This is a genomic window from Neorhizobium galegae (assembly GCF_017877135.1).
GTDB classification, from domain to species: domain Bacteria; phylum Pseudomonadota; class Alphaproteobacteria; order Rhizobiales; family Rhizobiaceae; genus Neorhizobium; species Neorhizobium galegae_A.
In genome coordinates this window covers 1,315,898-1,338,525 of the sequence record NZ_JAGIPH010000001.1, presented here as the reverse complement: position 1 = coordinate 1,338,525, position 22,628 = coordinate 1,315,898, and the positions used below count along the sequence as shown (strand labels likewise).

Annotated in this window: 21 protein-coding genes and 1 tRNA gene; 15 read left to right on the top strand and 7 right to left on the bottom strand. The window is 62.2% G+C overall.

Annotated features, from left to right (window positions below; genetic code table 11):
• Positions 1-11: 11 nt before the first annotated feature.
• From J2858_RS06590 to J2858_RS06565, 6 genes are all read left to right on the top strand, one after another.
• Positions 12-416, top strand: coding sequence for a DUF2177 family protein (locus J2858_RS06590; protein WP_210103898.1), 405 nt, complete (start codon positions 12-14; stop codon positions 414-416).
• Positions 417-559: 143 nt separating this feature from the next.
• On the top strand, positions 560-1,252 hold the full coding sequence (locus tag J2858_RS06585) for a nutrient deprivation-induced protein (RefSeq protein ID WP_210103897.1): 693 nt from the start codon (positions 560-562) through the stop codon (positions 1,250-1,252).
• Positions 1,245-1,661 carry a phage holin family protein gene (locus J2858_RS06580; protein WP_210103896.1) on the top strand — a complete coding sequence of 139 codons (417 nt, stop codon included), beginning with the start codon at positions 1,245-1,247 and terminating at the stop codon, positions 1,659-1,661. Before J2858_RS06585 ends, J2858_RS06580 begins: the two co-directional genes overlap by 8 nt.
• A complete protein-coding gene (locus tag J2858_RS06575; RefSeq protein ID WP_210103895.1) occupies positions 1,661-2,671 on the top strand; it encodes a DUF3618 domain-containing protein in 1,011 nt (336 codons plus the stop codon). Before J2858_RS06580 ends, J2858_RS06575 begins: the two co-directional genes overlap by 1 nt.
• 198 nt (positions 2,672-2,869) lie before the next feature.
• A complete protein-coding gene (locus J2858_RS06570) occupies positions 2,870-3,685 on the top strand; it encodes a DUF1206 domain-containing protein (protein ID WP_210103894.1) in 816 nt (271 codons plus the stop codon).
• A 96-nt stretch (positions 3,686-3,781) separates the two neighbouring features.
• Entirely contained in the window at positions 3,782-4,492 is a 711-nt protein-coding gene (locus tag J2858_RS06565; RefSeq protein WP_210103893.1) for a phosphatase PAP2 family protein, read from the top strand.
• A 39-nt stretch (positions 4,493-4,531) separates the two neighbouring features.
• Here the strand turns inward: J2858_RS06565 and J2858_RS06560 are convergent, their stop codons facing one another.
• The 6 genes from J2858_RS06560 to J2858_RS06535 form a co-directional block, all read right to left on the bottom strand.
• On the bottom strand, positions 4,532-4,996 hold the full coding sequence (locus tag J2858_RS06560) for a Crp/Fnr family transcriptional regulator (protein WP_210103892.1): 465 nt from the start codon (positions 4,994-4,996) through the stop codon (positions 4,532-4,534).
• 35 nt (positions 4,997-5,031) lie between these two features.
• A complete protein-coding gene (locus J2858_RS06555) occupies positions 5,032-7,743 on the bottom strand; it encodes an ABC transporter transmembrane domain-containing protein (RefSeq protein ID WP_210103891.1) in 2,712 nt (903 codons plus the stop codon).
• A 167-nt stretch (positions 7,744-7,910) separates the two neighbouring features.
• A complete protein-coding gene (locus J2858_RS06550) occupies positions 7,911-9,263 on the bottom strand; it encodes an adenylate/guanylate cyclase domain-containing protein (protein WP_210103890.1) in 1,353 nt (450 codons plus the stop codon).
• 271 nt (positions 9,264-9,534) lie between these two features.
• A complete protein-coding gene (locus J2858_RS06545; protein WP_210103889.1) occupies positions 9,535-10,683 on the bottom strand; it encodes a DUF3095 domain-containing protein in 1,149 nt (382 codons plus the stop codon).
• Positions 10,684-10,732: 49 nt separating this feature from the next.
• Complete coding sequence (locus tag J2858_RS06540; RefSeq protein ID WP_210103888.1) at positions 10,733-12,463, bottom strand: adenylate/guanylate cyclase domain-containing protein; 1,731 nt, start codon at positions 12,461-12,463, stop codon at positions 10,733-10,735.
• 156 nt (positions 12,464-12,619) lie between these two features.
• Complete coding sequence (locus J2858_RS06535) at positions 12,620-13,450, bottom strand: MBL fold metallo-hydrolase (protein WP_210103887.1); 831 nt, start codon at positions 13,448-13,450, stop codon at positions 12,620-12,622.
• Positions 13,451-13,773: 323 nt separating this feature from the next.
• Here J2858_RS06535 and J2858_RS06530 point away from each other — a divergent pair, with 323 nt between their 5' ends.
• Positions 13,774-14,814, top strand: a complete 1,041-nt coding sequence (locus tag J2858_RS06530) for a dipeptidase (RefSeq protein ID WP_210103886.1) — start codon at positions 13,774-13,776, stop codon at positions 14,812-14,814.
• A 114-nt stretch (positions 14,815-14,928) separates the two neighbouring features.
• Here the strand turns inward: J2858_RS06530 and J2858_RS06525 are convergent.
• Positions 14,929-15,018 (bottom strand) — tRNA-Ser (locus J2858_RS06525).
• 374 nt (positions 15,019-15,392) lie between these two features.
• On the opposite strand from J2858_RS06525, the gene J2858_RS06520 reads away from it, so the two are divergent.
• The 8 genes from J2858_RS06520 to J2858_RS06485 all read left to right on the top strand — a co-directional run bounded on the left by J2858_RS06520 (position 15,393) and on the right by J2858_RS06485 (position 22,529).
• A complete protein-coding gene (locus tag J2858_RS06520; protein ID WP_210103885.1) occupies positions 15,393-15,707 on the top strand; it encodes a hypothetical protein in 315 nt (104 codons plus the stop codon).
• A 46-nt stretch (positions 15,708-15,753) separates the two neighbouring features.
• Positions 15,754-16,407: a peptide-methionine (S)-S-oxide reductase MsrA gene (msrA, locus tag J2858_RS06515; RefSeq protein WP_210103884.1), complete on the top strand. Its 654-nt coding sequence runs from the start codon at positions 15,754-15,756 to the stop codon at positions 16,405-16,407.
• 239 nt (positions 16,408-16,646) lie between these two features.
• The gene (locus tag J2858_RS06510; RefSeq protein WP_210103883.1) at positions 16,647-17,639 is read left to right on the top strand and encodes a BMP family lipoprotein; all 993 of its coding nucleotides are present in this window, start codon (positions 16,647-16,649) and stop codon (positions 17,637-17,639) included.
• A gap of 82 nt (positions 17,640-17,721) precedes the next feature.
• Positions 17,722-19,233 (top strand): ABC transporter ATP-binding protein, encoded by a 1,512-nt coding sequence (locus tag J2858_RS06505; RefSeq protein ID WP_210103882.1) that lies wholly within the window; start codon positions 17,722-17,724, stop codon positions 19,231-19,233.
• Positions 19,234-19,246: 13 nt separating this feature from the next.
• The gene (locus tag J2858_RS06500; RefSeq protein ID WP_210103881.1) at positions 19,247-20,350 is read left to right on the top strand and encodes an ABC transporter permease; all 1,104 of its coding nucleotides are present in this window, start codon (positions 19,247-19,249) and stop codon (positions 20,348-20,350) included.
• A gap of 10 nt (positions 20,351-20,360) precedes the next feature.
• Positions 20,361-21,332, top strand: coding sequence for an ABC transporter permease (locus tag J2858_RS06495; RefSeq protein WP_210103880.1), 972 nt, complete (start codon positions 20,361-20,363; stop codon positions 21,330-21,332).
• Positions 21,333-21,336: 4 nt separating this feature from the next.
• Positions 21,337-21,729 carry a cytidine deaminase gene (locus J2858_RS06490; RefSeq protein WP_210103879.1) on the top strand — a complete coding sequence of 131 codons (393 nt, stop codon included), beginning with the start codon at positions 21,337-21,339 and terminating at the stop codon, positions 21,727-21,729.
• Complete coding sequence (locus tag J2858_RS06485) at positions 21,726-22,529, top strand: purine-nucleoside phosphorylase (RefSeq protein WP_210103878.1); 804 nt, start codon at positions 21,726-21,728, stop codon at positions 22,527-22,529. Before J2858_RS06490 ends, J2858_RS06485 begins: the two co-directional genes overlap by 4 nt.
• The last annotated feature ends 99 nt before the right edge of the window (positions 22,530-22,628 follow it).

Here is a 22,628-nt window from a genome sequence, read left to right as displayed (position 1 = left end):
GGAGAAGTCCCATGGTCGTCTATGCGGTGGCTTACCTGTCGACGGCCTTTGTCTTCTTCGGCCTCGATTTTCTCTGGCTGGGCAAGGTTGCGACCGGTTTTTACCGGAGCCAGCTCGGCGAGATGATGCGCGACCGGCCGGATTTTGCCGCAGCCGGGGCCTTCTATCTCGTCTATGTCGCAGGCATTGTCTATTTCGCCGTCCAGCCGAACCTTCAGGGCGGCAGCTGGACGCAGGCGCTGCTGTCCGGCGCCATTCTCGGCCTCATCGCCTATGGCACCTACGACATGACAAACCTTGCCACGCTCAAGAACTGGCCGATCACGGTCACGCTGGTCGATCTGGCCTGGGGTACCGCCTTGACGGGCACGTCTGCCGCCATCGGCCTTCTCGTCACCCGCAAGCTTCTCGGCTGACCGCAAGCCCTCTCCCTCCTCCTGCTTGAACGTTTGCCAGCTTTGCCAGGCAGCCTGGAACAATAACGACTACCTTCTGTTGGGACCCTGATCGCAGCGAACTCTTCGCAAAGCCGATCACCCGTCAATGAAGGGAGAGTTCCATGGCAGACAACGAGATTGGAAGCGGCAGGACCGGTTCCACCTATTCGCCTCTTCGAGACCAGCCGGTCCAGCCGGCGGACGTATCCGCAGCCGAGCCGGGCGCAAGCCTCTATGAGGGCGACAGCAGTTCAACTGCGCAATCCGATGGCGAGAAGAATGCCCGACAGGCTTCCACAAGCGATCTGCGCCAGATGGCACGCGATGACGTCGCCTCGGTGCGCCACGCGGCAGAGGATGGCATGTCGAAGGTTTCGGCGGCCGCAAGCCAGGCGGCCGATCAGCAGAAGACCTATGCGGCAGACCGTGTTGCCGGCGTCGCGAACGCCATCGAAAGGGTCGGATCCGAGCTTGAAGGCGATGAGCCCGAGCTTGGCCGCATGACGCGCCAGATGGGCGAAAGCGTGCAACGGTTTGCCGAAGACATCAAGGGCCGCGACCTTGGCGAGATTGCCGGCATGGCCGAAGATTTCGGCCGTCGCCAGCCGCTTGCCTTCTTAGGGATTGCCGCCATCGCCGGTCTTGCCGCCAGCCGCTTTATCGGCGCATCGGCCCACCGCCAGACCGCAATGACATCGCGCGCAGGCTCCGGCCAAACCGGACGCGCGGCGCCTGTCGCTCCGTCCGCCCCACCCAAGGCGACATCGCCGTCCATGACCAGCACGTCCTCGCCAGTGGGAGGGTCCAATGTCTAATACACCTGAAAACCGCCCGCTTGCCGAACTGGTGACCGGCCTCGTCGGAGACATATCCGGCCTGTTCCGCAAGGAAATCAATCTGGCCAAGGCGGAAGCCTCGGAAAAGATGTCCCATGCCCTGACCGGCGTTGAAGCGCTTGCCGCAGGCCTGGTCTTTGCCATCGCCGCCGTTGGCGTCCTCCTGGCGGCCGTGGTGAACGGCCTCACCGCCTTTCTCGTCGCGCGCGGCTTTGCCGAACATAACGCCGATGCGATTTCGTCGGTGGTCGTCGGCGTCATCGTTGCACTCATTGCCTGGGCCATGATTTCCAAGGGACTTTCGGCTCTTCGCAGCAACAATCTCAATCTCGATCGCACCACCAACTCGCTTCGCCGTGATGCGCAGGTCCTCAAGGAGAGAACGTGATGGCTTATGCTACCGATACGACGCGCCCGGAGGATATCGAGCGCGAAATCGAACAGGATCGCGAGCGCATCAGCGCCAAACTGGATGAAATCCAGAGCCGCATGTCGCCCGGGCAATTGGTGGACGAAGCGCTTGCCTATGCCAAATCGAGCGGCGGCGGCGAGTTCTTCTCAAACCTTGCCGGCTCCGTCAAAAACAATCCGGTGCCGATGGCGCTGATGGGTGTCAGCCTCGCCTGGCTGATGGCGAGCCAGAACCGGGCGCCTTCCGACACGTCCCGCGTCGCCGACAAGGAGCCGGACTATCCGCTGGCGACCGTCTCGGGCCCTTTGCGCCGTGTCGGCCCGGTGGAAGATGATGCGTCCGGCCGCTACAGCCATTTTTCCGATGACAGCGGCAGCCGCTTCAAGGCGCTCACCGATGCATCGGGACGACGTGCGGGTCACTTCATCGACCAGAGCGGCAAGACCTATCGCGGCTTTGCCGATAGCACCGGGCGCCGGGTGCAGGATGTCCGCGACGAGACGGGCAAGATCTTCGATGACGCTTCCGGCTGGCTCTCCGATACCTGGGACAGCCTGAGCCATAGTGCAAGCCGGATGGCCCGCACCGTTTCGGAAGCCGGTCGTTCCGCCGGCCGTACGTCGCTGGACCTGGGCGCCTCTCTCAAGGACCAGTCCGCCCAGATCAACGAAACGATCCTGCGCACGTTCAAGGATCAGCCGCTGGTGGGCGGGGCGCTGGCCTTTGCCGTCGGCGCAGCCATCGGGGCAGCACTGCCGCGCACCGAGCGCGAAGACGAGCTCGTCGGCGACATGTCGGACCAGCTGAAGGAACAGGTCGCAAGCCGCGCATCCGAAGCGATGGACCGGGCAGAGCATGTCGCAGCCGATGTGTCGCACAAGGCAGCGGCAGTGGCCGCAGACCTTCATGATGCCGCCCGCGAGCGCATTGTCGAAGAGACCCGCGCCTATCGCGAGGGAGACCATTCAGCCACGCGCGCGCAGTGATCAATTACCTTCAACACGGGAACCCGCCGGCGCCCCAGCGCGCTGGCGGGTTTTCTCGTGGTGACCTAGGTGTTTGGGGGTGTTTTTACATTTTCACGCACACCGTCACATCGCGATTGAACCTTTTGCCTGTCTTGCGGTTTCTCCCGTCGCCGAGCGGCACATTTTCGTCTGACAGATCACTGCGGGGATTTTTCCATGGACACGACACGTAAACTCGAATGGCTTGCGCGGGCCGGCTATGTGGCGCGCGGCCTTGTTTACGTGCTGGTCGCGGGCCTCGTCCTCATCGGCAGCGTCGGCGGCGGCAGTCCGGATTCGGAATCGGCGCTGCAATGGGTGCTCGGCCAGCCGCTCGGACGCATCTGGCTCGGTGTCATCGCGGTGGCGCTGATCGGTTTTGTTGCCTGGCGCGTTTCGCAGGCGCTCGCCAATGCCGATAACCATCCGGACAACCTGAAAGGCTATGTGGTGCGCGCCGGCATGCTGGTGAGTGCCGCGACCTATACTGGTCTTGCCTTTTATGCGGCCAGTCATGCCCTGCAGATGGGGGAGGGATCCGGTGGCGGTGGATCGCAAACCTGGACGGCCTGGCTCATGCAGCAGCCGTTCGGCCCTTATCTGGTTGGCTGCGTCGGCCTTGCCATCCTCGGGGCTGGAAGCGCCCTCATCATCAAGGGCGTTGGCCGGCGGTATCACCGCTATCTGTCCTTCGACGCGAAGCGCCACGGCTGGATCGATCTGTTCTGCGTGGCGGGCCTCGTCGCCAAGGGCATCGTCTTCCTCATCATCGGCTGCTTCTTCCTCTACGCCGCCTATGCGGTCGATCCGCAGGAAGCCGGCAGCATGGCCGATGCGCTCTCCTTCATCCGGCAATTGCCCTTCGGCGCCCCGCTCTATCTGGCCATGGGGCTTGGCTTGCTCTGCTTTGGCATCTATGGCTTCATCGAAGCGCGTTACCGCAAGGTTACGCCGCCAAGCCTTGCCGAAGCGCGCCGCGCGATGCCGGTCTGAGGTTTTTTGGAGATACGGTCCGCGTCACCGGCTACCCTGCCATGATGACGCGTCCGTCCCCTCCTGACGATTTATCCCGTTCCTGAAAGGGTCCCCATGCTGCCGCGCCGGATCGCAAGCCGCCTCATCGACCGTGTAAAGGCCATGGAACTGGCAACGCTGCTGTTCTTTGCGATTTTTGCAGGTGGCCTGTTTCTGTTTGCGCAGCTGACAGGCGAAGTTCTGGAGGGGGATACGCATGCGCTGGACGAGGCGATCCTGCTCGCTCTTCGCCAGACGGGAGACCTCGCCACCCCCATCGGCCCATACTGGCTGTCGCATGCCATGGACGATATCACCAGCCTCGGCGGCATCACGGTGCTCTCGATCATGACGGCTATCGCAACGCTCTATCTCGTGCTTGCCCGCCGCAGAAGAATTGCCGCCTTCATGCTGTTTTCGGTTGCGGGCGGCTGGGCCACCAGCACGGCGCTCAAGATGATCATCGCGCGGCCGCGGCCGGAAATCGTGCCGCATCTCGTCAACGTTCAGGACTTGAGCTTTCCAAGCGGCCACGCCATGCTGTCGGCGGTGACCTATCTCACGCTTGGCGCGCTTCTCTCGCGCACGCAGCCGACGCGCACCACGCGCCTGTTCATGATCGGAACGGCGCTGTTCCTCACGCTGATCATCGGGCTGAGCCGCATTTATCTCGGGGTGCATTATCCGACGGATGTGCTCGGCGGCTGGTGCGCCGGCGCAAGCTGGGCGGTCGGCTGCTGGCTTGTGGCGCGGCGTTACGTGCCGGCCGGAGCCTCGCGCGCATGACGGGCGGCGGCGGGCGCCAAAAGCGCGCCGCCTGAAATATCAGCTCGGCACGCGCTGCTGGTGGCTGCGGGCTTCGGTCAGTTCGTTGGTGGTGTGGTTCAGGCGGTTTGCCAGAACGCGCATGATTTCCACGGCCATGTCTGGAAAATCGCTCATCAGCTCCAGAAAGTTTTCCTTGCTGATCTTCAACACTTCCAGACGCGAGGAGGCGCGCACCGTTGCCGTTCGCGCCGTATCGCACAGAATGGCGATTTCGCCGACGATCGAGTTCTTTTCGACTTCCGCCACCCGGATCTCGCCCGCCTCCGACTGGACCAGCACGTCGGCGGTGCCCGACAGGATCACATAGGCCGCATCGCCGATGTCGCCTTGGCGAAACAGGTTCTGCCCTTCGCGACAGGTCATGCGCTCGGAGGCAAACGCGAGAAGCTTCAGCTTTGCCGGCGCGATCTGGCAGAACAGCGGCACGCGCCGCAACATGTCAACCTCGTCCTTGAGTAGCATCGGTGTTTCACCTTCTGTCCCACACTCACACGATATTATGAGAGCAGTTGATTGAACATCCCATTTTTGCCCGAAAGTTCGTCAAAAGAACCGCTTTCGACCAGATTTCCATTATCAAAAACAAGAATCCGGCCAAAAAGTTCACCCATTTGCGCATTTGGCAGCACCCAGACGATGGCGGGGCGATGTCCTTCCTCGTGCAGGTCCTTGACGATATTGGTGACGATCCGGTCCTGCGCCCGCTGATCGAGCGCCGAAAGCGGCCGGTTGAAGATGAAGTAATCCGAGCGCTTGAGCAGGGCGCGCGCCAGGTTCAGCTTCTGCCGCTGCACCGCGTTCAGCCGCCGCCCTTGCGATCCGACATCGAAATCGAGACCGATCGACAGGACATGATCGGCAAGGCCGAGTTCCTCGAACAGGTCGCGGATCGTCTGGCGGAGGCGCTCGGTCGTGTCCACTTCCTGGAATGACAGCCGCCCGAACAGGACATTGTCCATCAGCGAGACCGAGGCGGTAAACTGCTCGGCGTCGTGACGCTCGATGCGCTCGGCAAGATCGGCCGGAATATTGGCATAGAAGGCCTCGCGCGCCTCGACGATGCGCGTCATCAGCGCCTCCGTCAGCAGACCGAAACGATGGCGCGGTTCGACATAGGAAAAGCTCAGCCGGATGATGCTCGTGCGGTCGCTGGCGGAGGCCTCCTCGAAGGGCGTGCCTTGCAGCTTCTGCAGCAGGGCCTCATAGGCCGGGATATCGTCGGCGCTCATGAAGGTCAACTGCTGGAAGAACGGGTGGTCCGGCGGCAGGTCGCGGAACAGCTCGACGGCATTCTCGGCGATCGCAAGCCCCATCTGATAAAGCTCTGCCGAGACACCGGTCTCTCCCATCACCTTGCGGAAATAGCGGTGGGCGGCCAGCGCCTGGCCGGTCATGCCCTGCCGCATCGTGCCGAACAGCAGGTTTTCGCCCACCGTCGCCTGCAGGTTATAGGCATGCGCTTCGAACGGCGCGACAATGTCTTCCAGATTGTCGGCTCGCAGCCTGCGCCGCATGGCCTGGCGGATCTCGATGATCCGGTCGGTCAGGGCATGATGGGCCATGACATCCACCTGTGAGCGCAGCGCCAGATCAAAAATGTCCTGCGAAATCATCACCGCATCGAGCACCGGCCGGATGACCTTCAGGAGATCGTCGGGACCGCTCGCACCGGCCGAGCGGTAGTCGATCCAGTCGCTGTTGAGATCAAGCGCCGGATTGCCGGAACGTTGCGCCTCCAGGAGATTGCGCTTGTACTTACGCTGGTGCTTGCCGCCGTATTCGATCGTCTTCAGCGGCGCGTGCTTCAGCCCGTAGAGCAGGTTGTCGCGCAGCGTGGCGTGAAAGAAATAGGTTTCCGAGGAGACGAAGGAGATGCGCCGCCCGGTCACGCTTTCCGGCAGGTCGAGAATATCCCGGCCGCCGATGGAAATGTGCCCGGAGGTTGGCCAGAGAATGCGACCGAAGGCTTCGGCCAGCGCCTCGGCGCCGCTGTTGCTGCGCCCGACAATGGCCACCGTCTCGTCCGGCGCAATCTCCAGCGACAGGCGGTTGATGAGGGGGGCGCCGCTATCGTCGCTCAGCACGAGATTGCTCACCACCAGCGCGTCCGACAATCTTTCGACGGGCGTCGTCACCAGCGTCTGGATGTGCGGCCCGACCAGCGTTTCCACGTCGAACTGCTCCACCACCTGGGCATATTTCACCTGCACGTCCTGGCGCGCCTGGTCCCAGTCAATCAGCTCCTTAAGCGGCCCCGGCAGATCCTTGTAGGCGCTGATCACGGCAATCAGCTGGCCGATGTCCAGACGGCCCTGCAGCGCCAGATAGCCGCCGATCGCGTAAAACAGGAAGGGTGTCACCTGCGCGAGGAAATTGTTGATGAACTTTACCATGAACTTCCACTGGTAAAGGTCGTAGCGGATGAAGAAGATCGTGCCGAGGCGGTCGGCAATATCGGCGCGCTCGAGGTTAGAGGCGTCGTGGCCGCGGATGGTGTGAATGCCGTCGACGATCTCGCTGACGCGGCCGGACAGCTGGCGCGCGGTGATCTGGCGCTGGCGCCCCAGTTCCAGCAGCCGTCTGCGCATGCGCGGAATGATCAGCGCCTGCAGGGCAACGATGGCCGCGGCAATCATGCCGAGCCAGAAATTCTGCAGGATGATGAAGCCGAGCGCCGTCAGCGCCTGGCCGCCGAGAAGCGCCGGCTGCACGAAGGCATCGCCGGTAAAGCCGCCGAGCGGCTCCACCTCGTCCTTGATCATGGTTGCGATTTCGGCCGATTTGACCCGCTTGAAATGCATCGGCGGAAAGCGCAGCACCCGATCGACGAGGCTGAAGCGGATGCGCCGCAGCATGCGCTCCCCAAGCCGGCCCTTGTAGGTGTTGATATAGAACTTGAACAGGCCGTTGAGGACGACGAGGGCGAGGAAGACGGAACTCAGCGCCATCAGCGTTCCGACGCGGCCGAGCGGAAATCCCTCGAAGAACTCGATATGGCCGAGCCACGGCAGGTCAAAGGCAATCGCCATGAAATGCTGCGTGGCGTCCGGATCTTCAAACCCCTGACCCTGGATCGGGCCATTGACGATGCGCTTGGGCAGGTCGAAGGCGAGGAAGTAGGGAACCATCGAAGCCGCAACCACCAGCAGGATCCACACCTGCTGCGGATAGGTGTTGGACCAGATGTAACGCGCCAGACTTTTTTCCATTATCCCCCGCGAAATCCGCTGCCCTTGCGAACACATGCCCGTTCGGCGCCGGATGGCGTCACGTCGAGCTTACCATTACGCAATACGCATGATCCAATGTAATGGACGGGAGCGGCAATGACCTTGCAAAAAAGCGTCGTTCTGGCGATTGCCGGAGGGTGTTGCCCTTATTGCAACAGCTTGTCGAGGAGAGGCACCGTGCGGCGCTTGACGGCAATGCCCGTTGCATCCCGGTGCAACAGGATCAGGCGCTCGGCCTCCGACAGCGCCTTGCGTTCGATGTCGGCCAGCGTTTCGTCCACCAGGGCCTCGTCGGGGCGCGGTCTTGGCCGCAGGAGCGTCACCCGCTGGCGCACGCCGCGCAGCTTTTCCTCGCCCAGCTTGTCCCATTCGCCGCCGCTATAGCCGACGAATGCCTGGCTTGCGACGACGTTGGAGCCGTATTTCTTGGTCAGCGATTGCAGGCGCACCGCCTCGTTGACGGCCGAGCCGAAGGCCGAAAACGTCAGGCGCTCCTGCAGGCCGACATTGCCGAACATCACATTGCCGACATGCAGGCCGATGCCGTACCCGATGCTCGGCAGGCTCTTTGCCGCCCGCCGCGCGTTAAGGGCAGACAGTCTCGCCTGCGCATGGTTGACCGCCACCATGGCGGCGCGGCAGGCGTCGCGCGAGGGATCGCGGTGGCGGTCGCACGGATAGACCGCCAGAAAGCCGTCGCCGAGAAAGCTCAGGATCTGTCCACCATCGCGGTTGAACGGGGAGGCGATCGCGTCGAAGAACTCGTTCAGCGTGTCGATATAGGCCTGGCGGCCTTCCTTTTCGGCAAAGATGGTGGACTGGCGCATGTCGCCCACGACAAGGGCTGCGCGGATCGTTTCGCCATCGCCCCGGCGGATCTGGCCGTTCAGAACCCGCTTGCCGGCATCGCCGCCGAGATAGGTGGTCAGCATGTTGTTGGCAAGCTTGTCGAGCACGGCCATCTTGGCCGCCACGGCCAGATAGTTCTGGATGCGCAGGAGCGCTGCGATCATGTCGTCGCTGAAGCCGCTCGGCGCATCGGTGGACCAGGACCCCATCATGCCCTGAACCGTATGTTCGCCGAAGGGCTGCATGAAGGCGATGTAATCGGTGATCTTTTCCCGCTGCAGGTCCTCGAACACCGGAAATTCCACCGGGCCTTCTGCTGGAATGCGCCGGCGCATGTGGTCAAGATTGCGCGCCAGCAACTGGTAATAGGGACTGCGCAGAAACACTTCGGGATTGCCGACATCGTGGCGATAGCCTTCCACGGTGAGGCCATCCTTCGGCCGCCATGTAAAGCCCAGTGCATCATAAAGCGGATGCAGCATGGCAAAGGACAGGTGAACGCGCGCAATCGGCAGGCCGGCTCCGGCAATGCGGTCGCACAGGCCCCGCACGATATTTTCCAGCGTGCTGCCGGAAAGCGCTGCCTGCGTCAGCCAGTCTGCCACCTTATCCATCAGGATGGAGGATACCTGTCCAGAAGCGGTCGTCATGTGGAGCCCTATCGTATGGATGGCGTCCGATGGGCGCCCGTTCGTGGTCGAAGGGCAAGGTGTTCCTGCCCTTTACCGTCGGCTTGAGGGTGGCTCCAGACCCGCTGGAACGGGGCATGGACCACTGGCTGGCGATGATCTTGTCGTGCGGGCACACACCGTCGTGCCAATGCCCGGCTCTATGAGAGATCGGTGCAATGCGACAGTCTTGCAAGGGCCGCGCCCGATTTTGTTTTTAGGGTGTAAGCCGCGAGGCCACAATCCTTGATCATCACACGGGATCGGTACTTCGTTTGCCGGAGAGCTTGCTTGCGGCAATAGCATAGCCACCGCCGCCGCCATCGACAAAATGCATATGATTGCGCGTCATCGGGCTCAGCACGAAACAGGTCATCAGCGCGCTGTCCTGTCGGTGGATACCATAGCGGCACACGCCCGTTTCCTCGGCCTCGGCCAACAGTTTTTCGATGCGCAGGCGGTGCGGCTCGTCCACGTCCACCGTCATTTTCAGTCCGTCATCGAACTTTCGAAAATCTGAGTTGGCGGCGACGTCGCGCGTGTAGCGTCGCGTGTCGAAACGCCCAAGCGGAATGTTCAGCCGATGGAGGAGAGCGGTCAGCGCAACCAGCAGACGGATGCGCAACGACTGTAAAAGCCGCTGCCTGGGCGCAAAGGCTAAGGTTTCTGCTTTGATGCCGTCCGTCGAAAAGGCAAGCTGCGGTCCCTCTTCGGGAACCGGATGGCCGTTTCGGCTCTGTTCGGCCGTCACCTGGATGATGGCCGACACGAGCGCTTCGAACTGAGCCATGGTGGCCGGTGAGGTCGGCTGGGCGATAATCGAGACGATCTCGCCGTTATGCGCCTGCATCGGGCTCCAGCGGCAGGAAAGGCCGGTGAGGTCAGGCGGCGCCTCAGTCTTGGCCTCGATGGTATAGCGGCCCGCCTTCATCTGCCGCTCGGCCCAGCTTGCACCGCCGCCGGTAAACATCGCATAGGAGACGAGCGGGCTTGCGGCAAAGCGTGCCACAGCCACATCCAGGCCCGCCTGGCGGATATCGGCGATCGGAACCAGTGCCACCCGCATGTCGAGGGCAAGCTCGCGCCCGGCCCAGGCGCGAACGGCGGCAAGGGCTGCCCGGGCGGCTTCGGCATGGTGTGCGGGAAGTGCGACCATCGCGCCATCGCCGCCGAAGCTGAACGGATAATCCTCATGGCCAAGGGCATTGAGAACGGCGGAGATGACGCTGGCGCCGGCCATGTTGACCTGCTTGTAGCGGCCCTCTGCGATCGCCTTGGTGGAGCCGACAATATCGGCAACCGCCAGAACCCAGTCCTGCGGCAGCGGCTGGTAATTGCGCGCGTCCGCCACCCCTTCGAACCGGGTGAAGATCGGCAGCGACTGGTAGAAAGCGTCTGTCATGGCGTGACCGTAGCATGGCACGTATCCCGGCGCATCCGGGCCTGTGGCATTAACTCTGCACCTGCGCTTCTGCCGGGGGCAAGGCTTGTTTGAGGTCCTCGGCCACGCTTTCATCCAGCACGAAGACGCGCAAGGGAAGGGCCCGGCCGCGGATCGGAACTTCGCGTGCGGTGTGTCGCGCAAGGTCAAGCCCGGCAAGTCGCGCCACCGGCTCGGAAATCACCAGGGTTGCGTCAAACTCCTTGGCCACGCTTTCAAGCCGGCTTGCGACATTCACCGTATCGCCGATGGCCGTCAGATTGCGCACGGTGCCGTAGCCAAGCGTGCCGACGACGGCAGGCCCGGTGTGAATGCCGATGGCGAGCCTCAGCGGCATGCTCAGTTCTTCGGCCAGCGTCCGGTTCAACTCCTCGATGCCGATCATGATCTTTGCTGCGGCCTCGAGCGCCTGGCGTCCGGACAATTGCGCATCGCCGGAGACGCCGAAGAGAGCCATGGCGCCATCGCCGATGAACTTGTCCATGCGCCCGCCCGCCTCCTCGACGGCACGGCCGACCACGGCGAAATAGCGGTTGAGCAGGAAGACGATGTCGAAGGGCAGCCGGGTTTCGGTTCGGGCGGTAAAATTGCGGATGTCGCAGAAGAGAACGGTAATCTCCTGCTCGCGCCCGGGCATGGCTTCGTAATTGTTTCCCTCGGTGTCCGTTTCCGGCATCGCCATCAGGATCGGGGCAAGCGTCACATCGGTCTTCGGGCGCAACTGGCAGGCAAGCCGAACGCCGGGGCCGGCCTTGATGCGGATCAGCGTTCGCTGCTCTAGCGGTTCCGCCGGCGGCAGCGCCTCCTCGCCCTCGATCACCTGCACGCGGCAGGTGGAACAGCGCCCCTTGCCGCCGCAGGCCGAATAATGCGGTTTGCCGGCCATGCGGCTTGCTTCCAGAACGGTAAAGCCACGCGGCACGCTGATGATCTGGCCGTTCGGATACCTTATGGTGACGAGATGCGCGCGCTCGCGCAGCCAGCGCAGGCCGCGAAGGCCAAGCGCTGCGGCCAGCGACAACCCGAAGCCGGCATAAAGCGCGATCCTTATCTTGTTTAGCGTCTCCTGTGCCGAGGAGGACAGGACCGTCGGATCATAATAGCCGCCGGGAAAACCGCTCAGCATGAAGGCCGGGCTTGCGATATTGCGGCCCATCTGGGCAAAACCCAGCAAGGCGAGCGTCGGCAGAAGAATGGCAACCGTCAGCAGAAATGGCGTGGCGTTTCGATACCAGAGGCGGGAGCGCAGCCAGAAATGGATGCCGATGCAGCCATGCAGCCAGACGACCACGATGGCGACCGACTGGCGCAACCCATCAAAGGGCGATGTCGTCCACATGATGTGGACCAGGCTTTCGTAGTTGTCGCGCAGGCGAAACAGGCTCGACGCAATGCGCGTGCCCACGATGTGGTCGATGATCAGAAGCGGGATCATCAGCCCGAAAATGATCTGCGCGGCTTCCGATTTCGGCATGATGAAACTGCGCCGCCGGTAAATCGACTGCAACACCAGCGCGATGTGAACGAGGAAGGAGCCGTAGAGCAGCGCCGATCCCACCGGATTGCGCCAGACCGAGAGGAAGATGCGACGCGCATCGTCTGCGGCATTGACGGAAATGAGGCCCACCGTGTGGTTGCTCATGTGCATGATCATGAACAGGAAGATCACCAGCCCGGAGGCAAGGCGCGCCATGCGGATCCGGCGTGGCGAAAACAGGCTCTCTTTCACGTCCGAAGCCATGGCATCCGATGCTTTGTAAAGTCTTCAAAAACAATGGATCGCAGTTTTAGCGCGGTCTGTAAATCACCGTGGTGACGGCAGGCCTCTTGCGTTGGCCGAGTGGCCGTGACCGTTCCTTCAAAAAATCGTTGCCCCGACGCTTGAGGGAAAGAGGGATCAGAGGTCGATTACCATGCCGTCGCGGGCGGCAAGACAAGCGGGGAATTCCTCCTGCGCCAGACGCTCGATCAGGCCCATTTCATCATCGGTGCGCGAGGGCGAGTGATGAAACAGAATGAGCTTTCCGATGCCGGCGGCCTTTGCAAGTTTCACGCCCTGTTCCCAGGTGGAATGGCCAAAGCCGCGGTAGCGCTCCATCTCGGCTTCGGTAAAGGCGCTGTCATAGACGGCAAGATCCGCCCCTTCCATCAGTTTCAGCGCCGTCTCGTCGAGCACGCCCGGCTGGTGCTCGATGTCGAAGACCAGGGCCAGCGACCGGCCTGCCCATTCGACACGATAGCCGATGCAGCCGCCTGGATGGTTGAGCGTGAAGGTGCGGATTGAAATGCCCGGCCGCGGCGTCAAAACATCGCCGGCGTGAAAATCGAAGAAATTCAGCCGTGCCTTGCAGATGTCGAGATTGACCGGAAAATAGGGCGGGCTGACGAATTGCCGGACCATCTCGGCCGTCGTCATCCGGCCCGCCAGATGGCCGGACCACAGGTTGACCACGATTGCGGGGTGGTAGATCGGCTTGAAGAAGGGCAGGCCGATGATGTGATCGTAATGACAGTGCGTGAAGAACAGGTCGACCTGGGAGGTGCCGTCGCCAAGCATTGCAAGGCCCGCATTGTGGATGCCCGACCCGGCGTCGAAGATCAACCGGTGGGGGCCACAGTGCACTTCAATACACGGCGTGTTGCCGCCGTACTTTTCAAACTCCTTGCCCGAGACGGGGATGCTGCCCCGTGCTCCCCAGATCTTGATCTGGAACACATCGTCTTTCATTTTGCCTATGATACTTCCCGGATCTTCGACACCGGATCTCGCACGTGTTGCCGTTCACCTAGCCAATGGCCTTTTCCCCCCGAATGCAAGGCCCCTCAGCCGAAATAATGGGCAGATTGGGCGACGCCGGCGAGATTGTCCGACTTTTCGGATTGAACGGGCGCTCGCAGCAGGTGACATGCCGTCCCGTCGCGCAAATCTTAGACAGATTGAGACACCTGATCGGAGGAAGGATGATCCGGGATGCGGTTTAACGATTGCCGCGGGCGCCTCGCACGCCTACCTCTGTCGGCAGTTCCCGCATCCAACATCGAGACATTATCATGATGCCTTTCTCCCCCGTTCCCGTATTCGACGGCCACAACGATGTGCTGTCGCGGATGTATCGCCCCGGCCAGGCCGATGCCGTCGGCGGCTTCCTGGAGGGTGAGGCAGGCGGCCATATCGACCTGCCGCGCGCCCGTGCGGGCGGCCTGGCGGGCGGCCTCTGCGCCGTCTATGTGTCCTCGCCTACCATGCGCCCGGATGCCAATGGTGATTTCGTGGCCCCCGCCCAGCCGCAGGCCCTCAATGACACGATGGCCATGGCGCGGCTGCTGTTTGATCTCGAAGCCCGCTCGAACGGTGCCGTATCGGTCTGCCGTTCGGCCGCCGATATCCGTTCCTCGATGGACAAGGGCGCCTTTGCCGCCGTGCTCCATATCGAAGGCCTGGAAGCCGTCGGGGACAATCTCGATGCGCTTTATGTGCTCCACCAGGCGGGCCTTCGCAGCCTTGGGCCCGTCTGGAGCCGGCCGAACATTTTTGCCCATGGCGTGCCCTTCCGCTTTCCCTCCTCGCCGGATATCGGGCCGGGCCTCACGGAGGTCGGCAAGGACCTCATCCGCGCCTGCAATGCGCTCAACATCCTGATCGACCTGTCGCACATGAACGAGAAGGGATTTTGGGATATCGCCGCGCTCTCCCAGGCGCCGCTCGTTGCCTCCCATTCCAACGCCCATGCGCTTTGCTCGCACAGCCGCAATCTCACCGATCGCCAGCTTGACTCCATCCGCGACACCGGCGGCCTCGTCGGCATCAATTTCGGCGTGCTGTTTCTGCGCGACGACGGGGTGAAGAACCCGCAGACACCGGTTGAACGCATCGTCGATCATGTCGCCTACATCGCCGATCGCATCGGCATCGACCATGTCGGCCTCGGTTCCGATTTCGACGGAACGACCGTGCCGGAGGAACTGGTTGACGCAAGCGGCCTGCCGCGCCTCATTGCCGCCCTTGAATCCCGCGGTTTCGACCGCGATGCCATCGAGCGCATCGCCCATCGCAACTGGCTCTCGGTTCTGGAGCGCACGCTCGGGCACTGATCTGCGAGCCTTGTGCGAGACATCTGGATACGGCGCAAAAACACGCGCCGCATCGCAGGCAAGACGCGAGACGCTGGCGGACGGATCATTCTGACGAGTGGAGGAGGAGGGGGATGGCGGACAGAGAGGGATTCGAACCCTCGATACGCTTTCACGTATACACGCGTTCCAGGCGTGCGCCTTCAACCACTCGGCCACCTGTCCTTGATCCAAGGGCTGCTTTGCAAGATCGGGCGAAGCAGCGGTCGGGGCGGATATATACCGATGAATTTCAAGGTGGCAACCGGAATCTGAAAGATTTGTGACCTGTCCCCGGATGCTGTGTCCGCTGCAGGGAAAACGGCGTCTTTCTGATGCACTGGCCCTGGCTGAGGCAGGAGGGGTCACGCACAAGGCCTGAAGGGTGATCGATGCGGACGTCACGCCCGCTGCCGGTACCTTTGCCGTTGCAATCGAAAGCACCGTCCGTGCATTTCCGTCGCGAGCGTCCATCACTCGGCGGTGCGCGTTGCAAAGCCGGTTCGGCCGCCCTAGATTTCTCGCCACAAGCGCCTTACTTGCCAAACGAGGGAACGCGTATGGCTTTCTTCTTCCGCTTTCTCAGTCTTCTGGCGCTGGTTCTGGCCATCGCTGCCGGCACGGTCGATGCCGTGCTGTCGGTCTCGTCCTCCTCCGTGGTGCTCACCAGCCTCGAGGCGGATTGGGTTGCGGTCGATCCGGGGTCGCTTACTCTGGTGGAAGCCTGGATCAATCACTATATTCACCCGCAAGCCTGGCAGAGCGGCCTTGCCGTCATCATCCAGCAGCCGGCCTTTGCGATTTTTCTCGCACTGTCCCTGCTGTTGTGGATGATCGGTTATCGGCGGGCGACGCTTGGAGCCTCGTCCGCATGAGGCGGACAGGGTGCTCTTCAACCGGCCGGGCTTTAAGGAGGCATGGATGTTTCTGATCGACATGTTCAACAAGAAGACGGTCATGCCGGCGCCGGATGCGGCGCTGCCGGGGCGCGCTGAGCCGCTTGCGACCGCAGAACACCATTTCGTCAACGCACGCCCGCTGAAGGGGCCGTATCCCGATCACCTGCATGTGGCCTATTTCGGCATGGGGTGCTTCTGGGGTGCCGAGCGGCTGTTCTGGAAGATCCCCGGCGTCTGGGTGACCGCCGTCGGCTATCAGGGTGGCTTGACGCCCAACCCCACCTACCACGAAACGACGACGGGCCTCACCGGCCATGCGGAAATGGTAAAGGTGGTCTATGATCCGGCCGTGGTGAGCTTCGAGGCCCTGCTGAAGACCTTCTTCGAAGAACACGACCCGACCCAGGGCATGCGCCAGGGCAATGATATCGGCACCACCTACCGCTCGGCGCTCTATACGACGACGCCCGAACAGCTTGCGGCAGCAAAGGCGGCGCGCGATGCCTTCCAGGCGGCGTTGACCGCAGCCGGGCACAAGGCGGCGATCACCACCGAAATTGCGCCCGCGGCGGAGTTCTTCTACGCCGAGGATTACCATCAGCAGTATCTGGCCAAGAACCCCGGCGGCTATTGCGGCCTGCGCGGGACGGGCGTCAGTTGCCCCATCGAACGCTGAACTTGATCATTTGGACAGCACGACGCCGCGGATCTGAGCAGATCCGCGGCGTTCTTGTATAAGTCTTCAGCAGTTTTTTCGTTTTTGACCAAACGAAAAATTTCTGATGAATTTCGCTGCAAGCCATGCAAGGATAAGCGCTAGCCAGACATAACCAAACGATACTGGCAACCGCAGACATGCCCCTTCGGGGGCCGTGCGGGGGGACCCATTATGACTATCAAAAACAGGGCTGCACGATGAAGAAAACCCTTTTGACTCTGATCGCCATGGCGGCGCTTTCGACCACGGCGCTCGGCGCCGATATCAAGCCGGCCTTGGTCTATGGCACCGGCGGCAAGTTCGACAAATCCTTCAACGAAGCGGCTTTCCACGGCGCAGAGCAGTACAAGAAGGAAACCGGCACCGACTTCCGCGACTTCGAGCCGACCAGCGATACGCAGGGCGAGCAGGCCATCCGCAACTTCGCCTCGAAGGGTTTCAACCCGGTCGTGGCCGTTTCCTTTGCCTGGACGTCGGCGATGGAAAAGGTCGCCGCGGAATTCCCGGATACCAAGTTCGTCATCGTTGACTCCGTCGTCAAGCTGCCGAATGTCCGCTCGGTCGTCTTCAAGGAAGAAGAAGGCTCCTATCTCGTCGGCGTCATGGCCGGCATGGCATCGAAGTCCGGCAAGGTCGGCTTCATCGGCGGCATGGACATTCCGCTCATCCGCAAATTTGCCTGCGGCTATGCCCAGGGCGCCAAGGCTGCCAATGCCAAGATCACCGTTCTCCAGAACATGACCGGCACCACCGGCGCTGCCTGGAACGATCCGGTCCGCGGCGGTGAACTCACCAAGAACCAGATCGACCAGGGTGCTGACGTCGTATACGCGGCAGCCGGCGCCACCGGCCTTGGCGTGCTGCAGACCGCCGCCGACAACAAGAAGCTTTCGATCGGCGTCGACAGCAACCAGAACCACCTGCATCCCGGCTCGGTGCTGACCTCGATGGTCAAGCGCGTCGATCTGGCCGTCTACAACGCCTACAAGGACACCGCTGGCGGCAAGTTCACGGGCGGCATCCAGGTGAACGGCGTCAAGGAAGACGGCGTTGCCTATGCGCTCGACGACAACAACGCCAAGCTGGTGACGCCGGAAATGAAGGCCGCCGTCGAAAAGGCCAAGGCTGACATCGTCTCGGGTGCCGTCAAGGTTCACGATTACATGTCGGACAACACCTGCCCGATGTAATGAAACGACGAGAGGGCGTATGGCGGTATCCGTCATACGCCCTCTTCATGTCCGGCGTCCGGAAAAGGAAAGGCAAAGGCGTGTGAGCCAGCATCCTGCCATCGAACTGGTGGGTATCGACAAGAGTTTCGGTACCGTTCATGCCAACAAGAACATCAATCTGAAGGTGGAAAAGGGAACGATCCACGGCATCATCGGGGAAAACGGTGCCGGGAAATCGACGCTCATGTCCATTCTCTACGGCTTTTACCAGGCCGATCGCGGCGAGATCCGCATCGATGGCAAGCCGCTGACCATCCGTGACAGCCAGGCGGCGATTGCAGCCGGTATCGGCATGGTCCATCAGCATTTCATGCTGGTGGAAAATTTCACCGTGCTGGAAAACATCATGCTCGGCGCTGAAGGCGGGCAGTTGCTCGCCAAGGGCGTTGCCGGTGCGCGCAAGGAATTGAAGCGCCTGGAAACCGATTACGGGCTGGATGTCGATCCGGATGCGGTGATCGAAGACCTGCCGGTGGGCAAGCAGCAGCGGGTGGAAATCCTGAAGGCGCTTTATCGCAGCGCCGATATCCTGATCCTCGACGAACCGACGGGCGTTCTGACGCCGGCGGAAGCCGACCACCTGTTTAAGGTGCTGAAAGTGCTGCGCGATCAGGGCAAGACGGTGATCCTCATCACCCACAAGCTGCGCGAGATCATGGCGATCACCGATGATGTATCCGTCATGCGCCGCGGCGAGATGGTGGCAACCCGCAAGACCGCCGAGACGACGGTCGAGGAGCTGGCCGAGCTGATGGTCGGCCGCCGCGTTCTCCTGCGCGTCGAAAAGGGCGAGCCACGGCCCGGTAAGGTGCTGATGTCGGTGAAGAACCTCACCGTCAAGGACAGCCGTGGCGTCACCATGGTTGATGACGTCTCGTTCGAGGTGCGCGAGGGCGAGATTGTCGGCATTGCCGGCGTGGCCGGAAACGGCCAGTCCGAGCTTCTCGAGGCGATTGCCGGCATCCGCAAGCCCGCCTCCGGAGAAATCCTGCTCGATGGGCAACCGATTGCCGGGGCCGATCCCGCGCGGCTTCGCGCGCTCGGCCTTGCGCATATTCCGGAAGACCGCCATCACATGGGCCTCGTGCTGAAGTTCGAGGAATATGAAAACGCCGTTCTCGGCTATCACCGCGATCCGCGCTATGGCAAAGGCGGCCTGCTGGATCTGAAGGCGATCCGCGCGGAAGCGGCCGAAAAGATCGAGAAATACGATATCCGCCCGCCGAACCCGCGGCTGAAGACCGCCAATTTCTCTGGCGGCAACCAGCAGAAGATCGTGGTTGCCCGCGAGATCGAGCGCGATCCGAAGGCGCTCATCATCGGCCAGCCGACGCGCGGCGTCGATATCGGCGCCATTGAATTCATTCACCGCCGGATCGTGGAAATGCGCGATGCCGGCAAGGCGATCCTGGTCGTCTCCGTCGAACTCGACGAGATCCGTTCGCTGTCGGACCGTATCCTCGTGATGTTTGCCGGCAAGGTGGTCGGCGAAAAGACCGCGGAGGCGGGCGAACAGACGCTCGGCCTGATGATGGCAGGCATCGCCGCATGAGGACGAACCGTTCATGAGTACCGCATCCGTACCCTTGCCCAACTGGATCACCTACGGCCTGATGCCGCTGTTGAACCTGCTTGTGGCCTTTCTGATTTCCGGCCTCGTCGTCTGGTGGATCGGTGAAAATCCCGTCGAGGCGCTGAAACTTCTGATCGAAGGCGCGCTCGGACGCGGCGATGCGATCGGCTTCACGCTGTTTTATACGACCAGCTTCATCTTCACCGGGCTCTCGGTCGCCGTCGCCTTCCATGCCGGCTTGTTCAATATCGGCGCGGAAGGCCAGGCCTATATCGGCGGGCTCGGTGCGGCCCTCGTTGCCCTGACGCTCGATCGCTACGTGCCCTGGTATGTGACGATGCCGTTTGCCGTCATCGGTGCGGCCATCTTCGGTGCGGCCTGGGCCTTCATCCCCGCCTGGCTGCAGGCAAAACGCGGCAGCCATGTCGTCATCACCACCATCATGTTCAACTTCATCGGCGCAGCGCTGATGGTCTACCTGCTGGTCAACGTCTTCATCGTGCCGGGCAAGATGGCGCCGGAAACGCGCACCTTCCTGCCGGGCGGGCAGTTGCCGAAGCTCGACTGGCTGATGGCCTGGTTCGGGCTGAAGCTCGGTCCTGCTCCGTTCAACGTCTCCTTCCTCATTGCGCTTGTCATGTGCTTCCTTGTCTGGCTTCTGATCTGGCGCTCCAAGCTCGGCTATGAAATGCGCACGCTCGGCATCAGCCCGTCTGCGGCCGTCTATGCCGGCATTCCCTATGCGCGCACGGTCATCATCGCCATGCTGATCTCGGGCGGCCTTGCCGGCATGATGGCGCTGAACCCGGTCATGGGGGCCTCGGCGCGCCTGCAGGTGGAATTTGTCGGCGGCGCCGGCTTTGTCGGCATTGCCGTGTCGCTGATGGGACGAAGCCACCCGGTCGGCATCATTCTGGCGGCGCTTCTGTTCGGCATCCTTTACCAGGGAGGCGCCGATCTTTCCTTCGAAATGCCCAATATCACCCGCGAGATGATCGTCGTCATCCAGGGCCTGGTGATCCTGTTTGCCGGTGCGCTGGAATACATGTTCCGCCCGACCATGGTTCACCTCTACCAACGCTTCAAGCGGGCTTAAGGAGGACGGCATGGACTATTTCGATATCCTCGTCAGCATTCTGGGCTCGACCATCCGCCTGTCGATCCCGCTGCTGTTTACCGCCCTTGCCGGCCTGTTTTCCGAGCGTGCCGGCATTTTCGACATCGGGCTCGAAGGCAAGATGCTGGCCGCCGCCTTTGCGTCTGCCTGCCTGGCCTATGTCACCGGCAATCCCTGGCTCGGGCTTTTAGGCGGCATTGCCGTCTCCATCATCTTCTCGCTGATCCACGGCTTTGCCTCGATCACCAATCGCGGCAACCAGATCGTGTCGGGCGTGGCGCTCAATTTCGTGGCAGCGGGCCTCACCATTGTGCTGGGCCAGGCCTGGTTCAGCCAGGGTGGACGCACGCCGCAGCTTGCCGGCGATGCCCGCTTTTCGCCGATCACGCTGCCGGGTGTCGATCTGATGCGCGACGTGCCCTATCTCGGGCCGTTGTATGTCAACGTGATCTCCGGCAACAACATCCTCACTTATCTCGCCTTTGCCGCCGTGCCGCTCTCCTGGTGGGTGCTGTTTCGCACGCGCTTCGGTCTTCGTCTGCGCGCCGTCGGTGAAAATCCCGGTGCCGTCGATACGGCCGGCATTTCCGTCACCTTCCTGCGTTACCGCGCGGTCATCGTTGCGGGTTTCCTCTGCGGCTTTTCCGGTGCCTATCTGTCGATTGCCCAGTCGGCGGCCTTCATCAAGGACATGTCGGCCGGCAAGGGCTATATTGCGCTCGCCGCCCTCATCTTCGCCAAGTGGAAGCCGGTGCCGGTGATGTTTGCCTGCCTGCTCTTCGGTTTCCTCGATGCCTTTGCCAATTTCATGCAGGGCAAGGCGGTGCCTGGCATCGGAGAAGTGCCGGTGCAGATCTTCCAGGCGCTGCCCTATGTGCTGACCTGCATCCTACTGGCCGGCTTTATCGGCATTGCCCATCCGCCAAAGGCCGGTGGCGTGCCCTATACGAAGGAGCGGTAGACCCATGTCGCACGACCTGTTCGAGGCAGCCCGCGCTGCCATGGCACGCGCCTATGCGCCCTATTCGAAGTTTCCTGTGGGTGCGGCCATCCGTGCCGATGACGGAAAGATCTATCTCGGCGCCAACATCGAGAACCTCTCCTTTCCGCAAGGCTGGTGCGCCGAACCGACGGCCATCGGCGCGATGGTCATGGGCGGAGCGACGAAGATCGTCGAAATGGCGGTGATTGCCGAAAAGCTCGCCTGCTGCCCGCCCTGCGGCGGCTGCCGCCAGAAGATCGCCGAGTTTGCCGGCCCGGACACCCGCATCTATCTCTGCGACGAGGTGGGCGTTCAAAAGACCATGACGATGGAGGAGCTTCTGCCCTTCTCGTTCAAGACGGATGTGCTCGGATGAAGTCGGTCATCGATCATCTGGTCGATCGCCTCGATGGGCTGATGCCGCGCCATGCCATCGTTCTCGGCTCCGGCCTCGGCTCGCTGGTAACCGAGGTGGCCGATCCCATCCGCATTTCCTATGGCGAGTTGCCGGGCTTTCCGGCAAGCGGCGTCACCGGCCATGCCGGCGAACTGGTGGCGGGCCGGCTTGGCCGCCATCCGGTCATCATGCTGTCGGGGCGCGCCCATTACTACGAGCATGGCGATGCCTCCGCCATGCGCTTTCCCATTGAGGTGCTGCAGGGCATCGGCGTGCAGTCGCTGATCCTCACCAATTCGGCCGGCTCGCTGCGGCAGGACATGCCCCCGGGTTCGGTCATGCAGATCAGCGACCACATCAATTATTCCGGCATGAACCCGCTGATCGGCGAAAGCGGCGACCGGCGGTTTGTCGGCATGACCAGCGCCTATGATGCGGCTCTGTCGCTGGCCATCCGCAACGCCGCCATCCGCACCGCAACGCCGCTTTACGAGGGCGTCTACATGTGGTTTTCCGGCCCAAGCTTCGAAACGCCGGCGGAAGTGCGCATGGCGCGCATCCTGGGCGCCGATGCGGTCGGCATGTCCACCGTGCCGGAGGTCATCCTGGCCCGCTATGCGGGGCTGAAGGTTGCCGCCTGTTCCGTCATCACCAATTACGGTGCCGGCATGACGGGCTCGGAACTCAGCCATTCCGAAACCAAGGAGATGGCGCCAAAGGGCGGTCTTCGGCTTGCCGCCATTCTGCGCGACCTGTTTGCCCAGGAAATGCTCGGTTGAACTCCCAATGAAATGAGAAGCTTGAGCGGCGGCACGGTGTGATCCTGCTCTCACGACTTGCGTCTAATCGATTGAAGGATAACTATGCCCATTCCGACA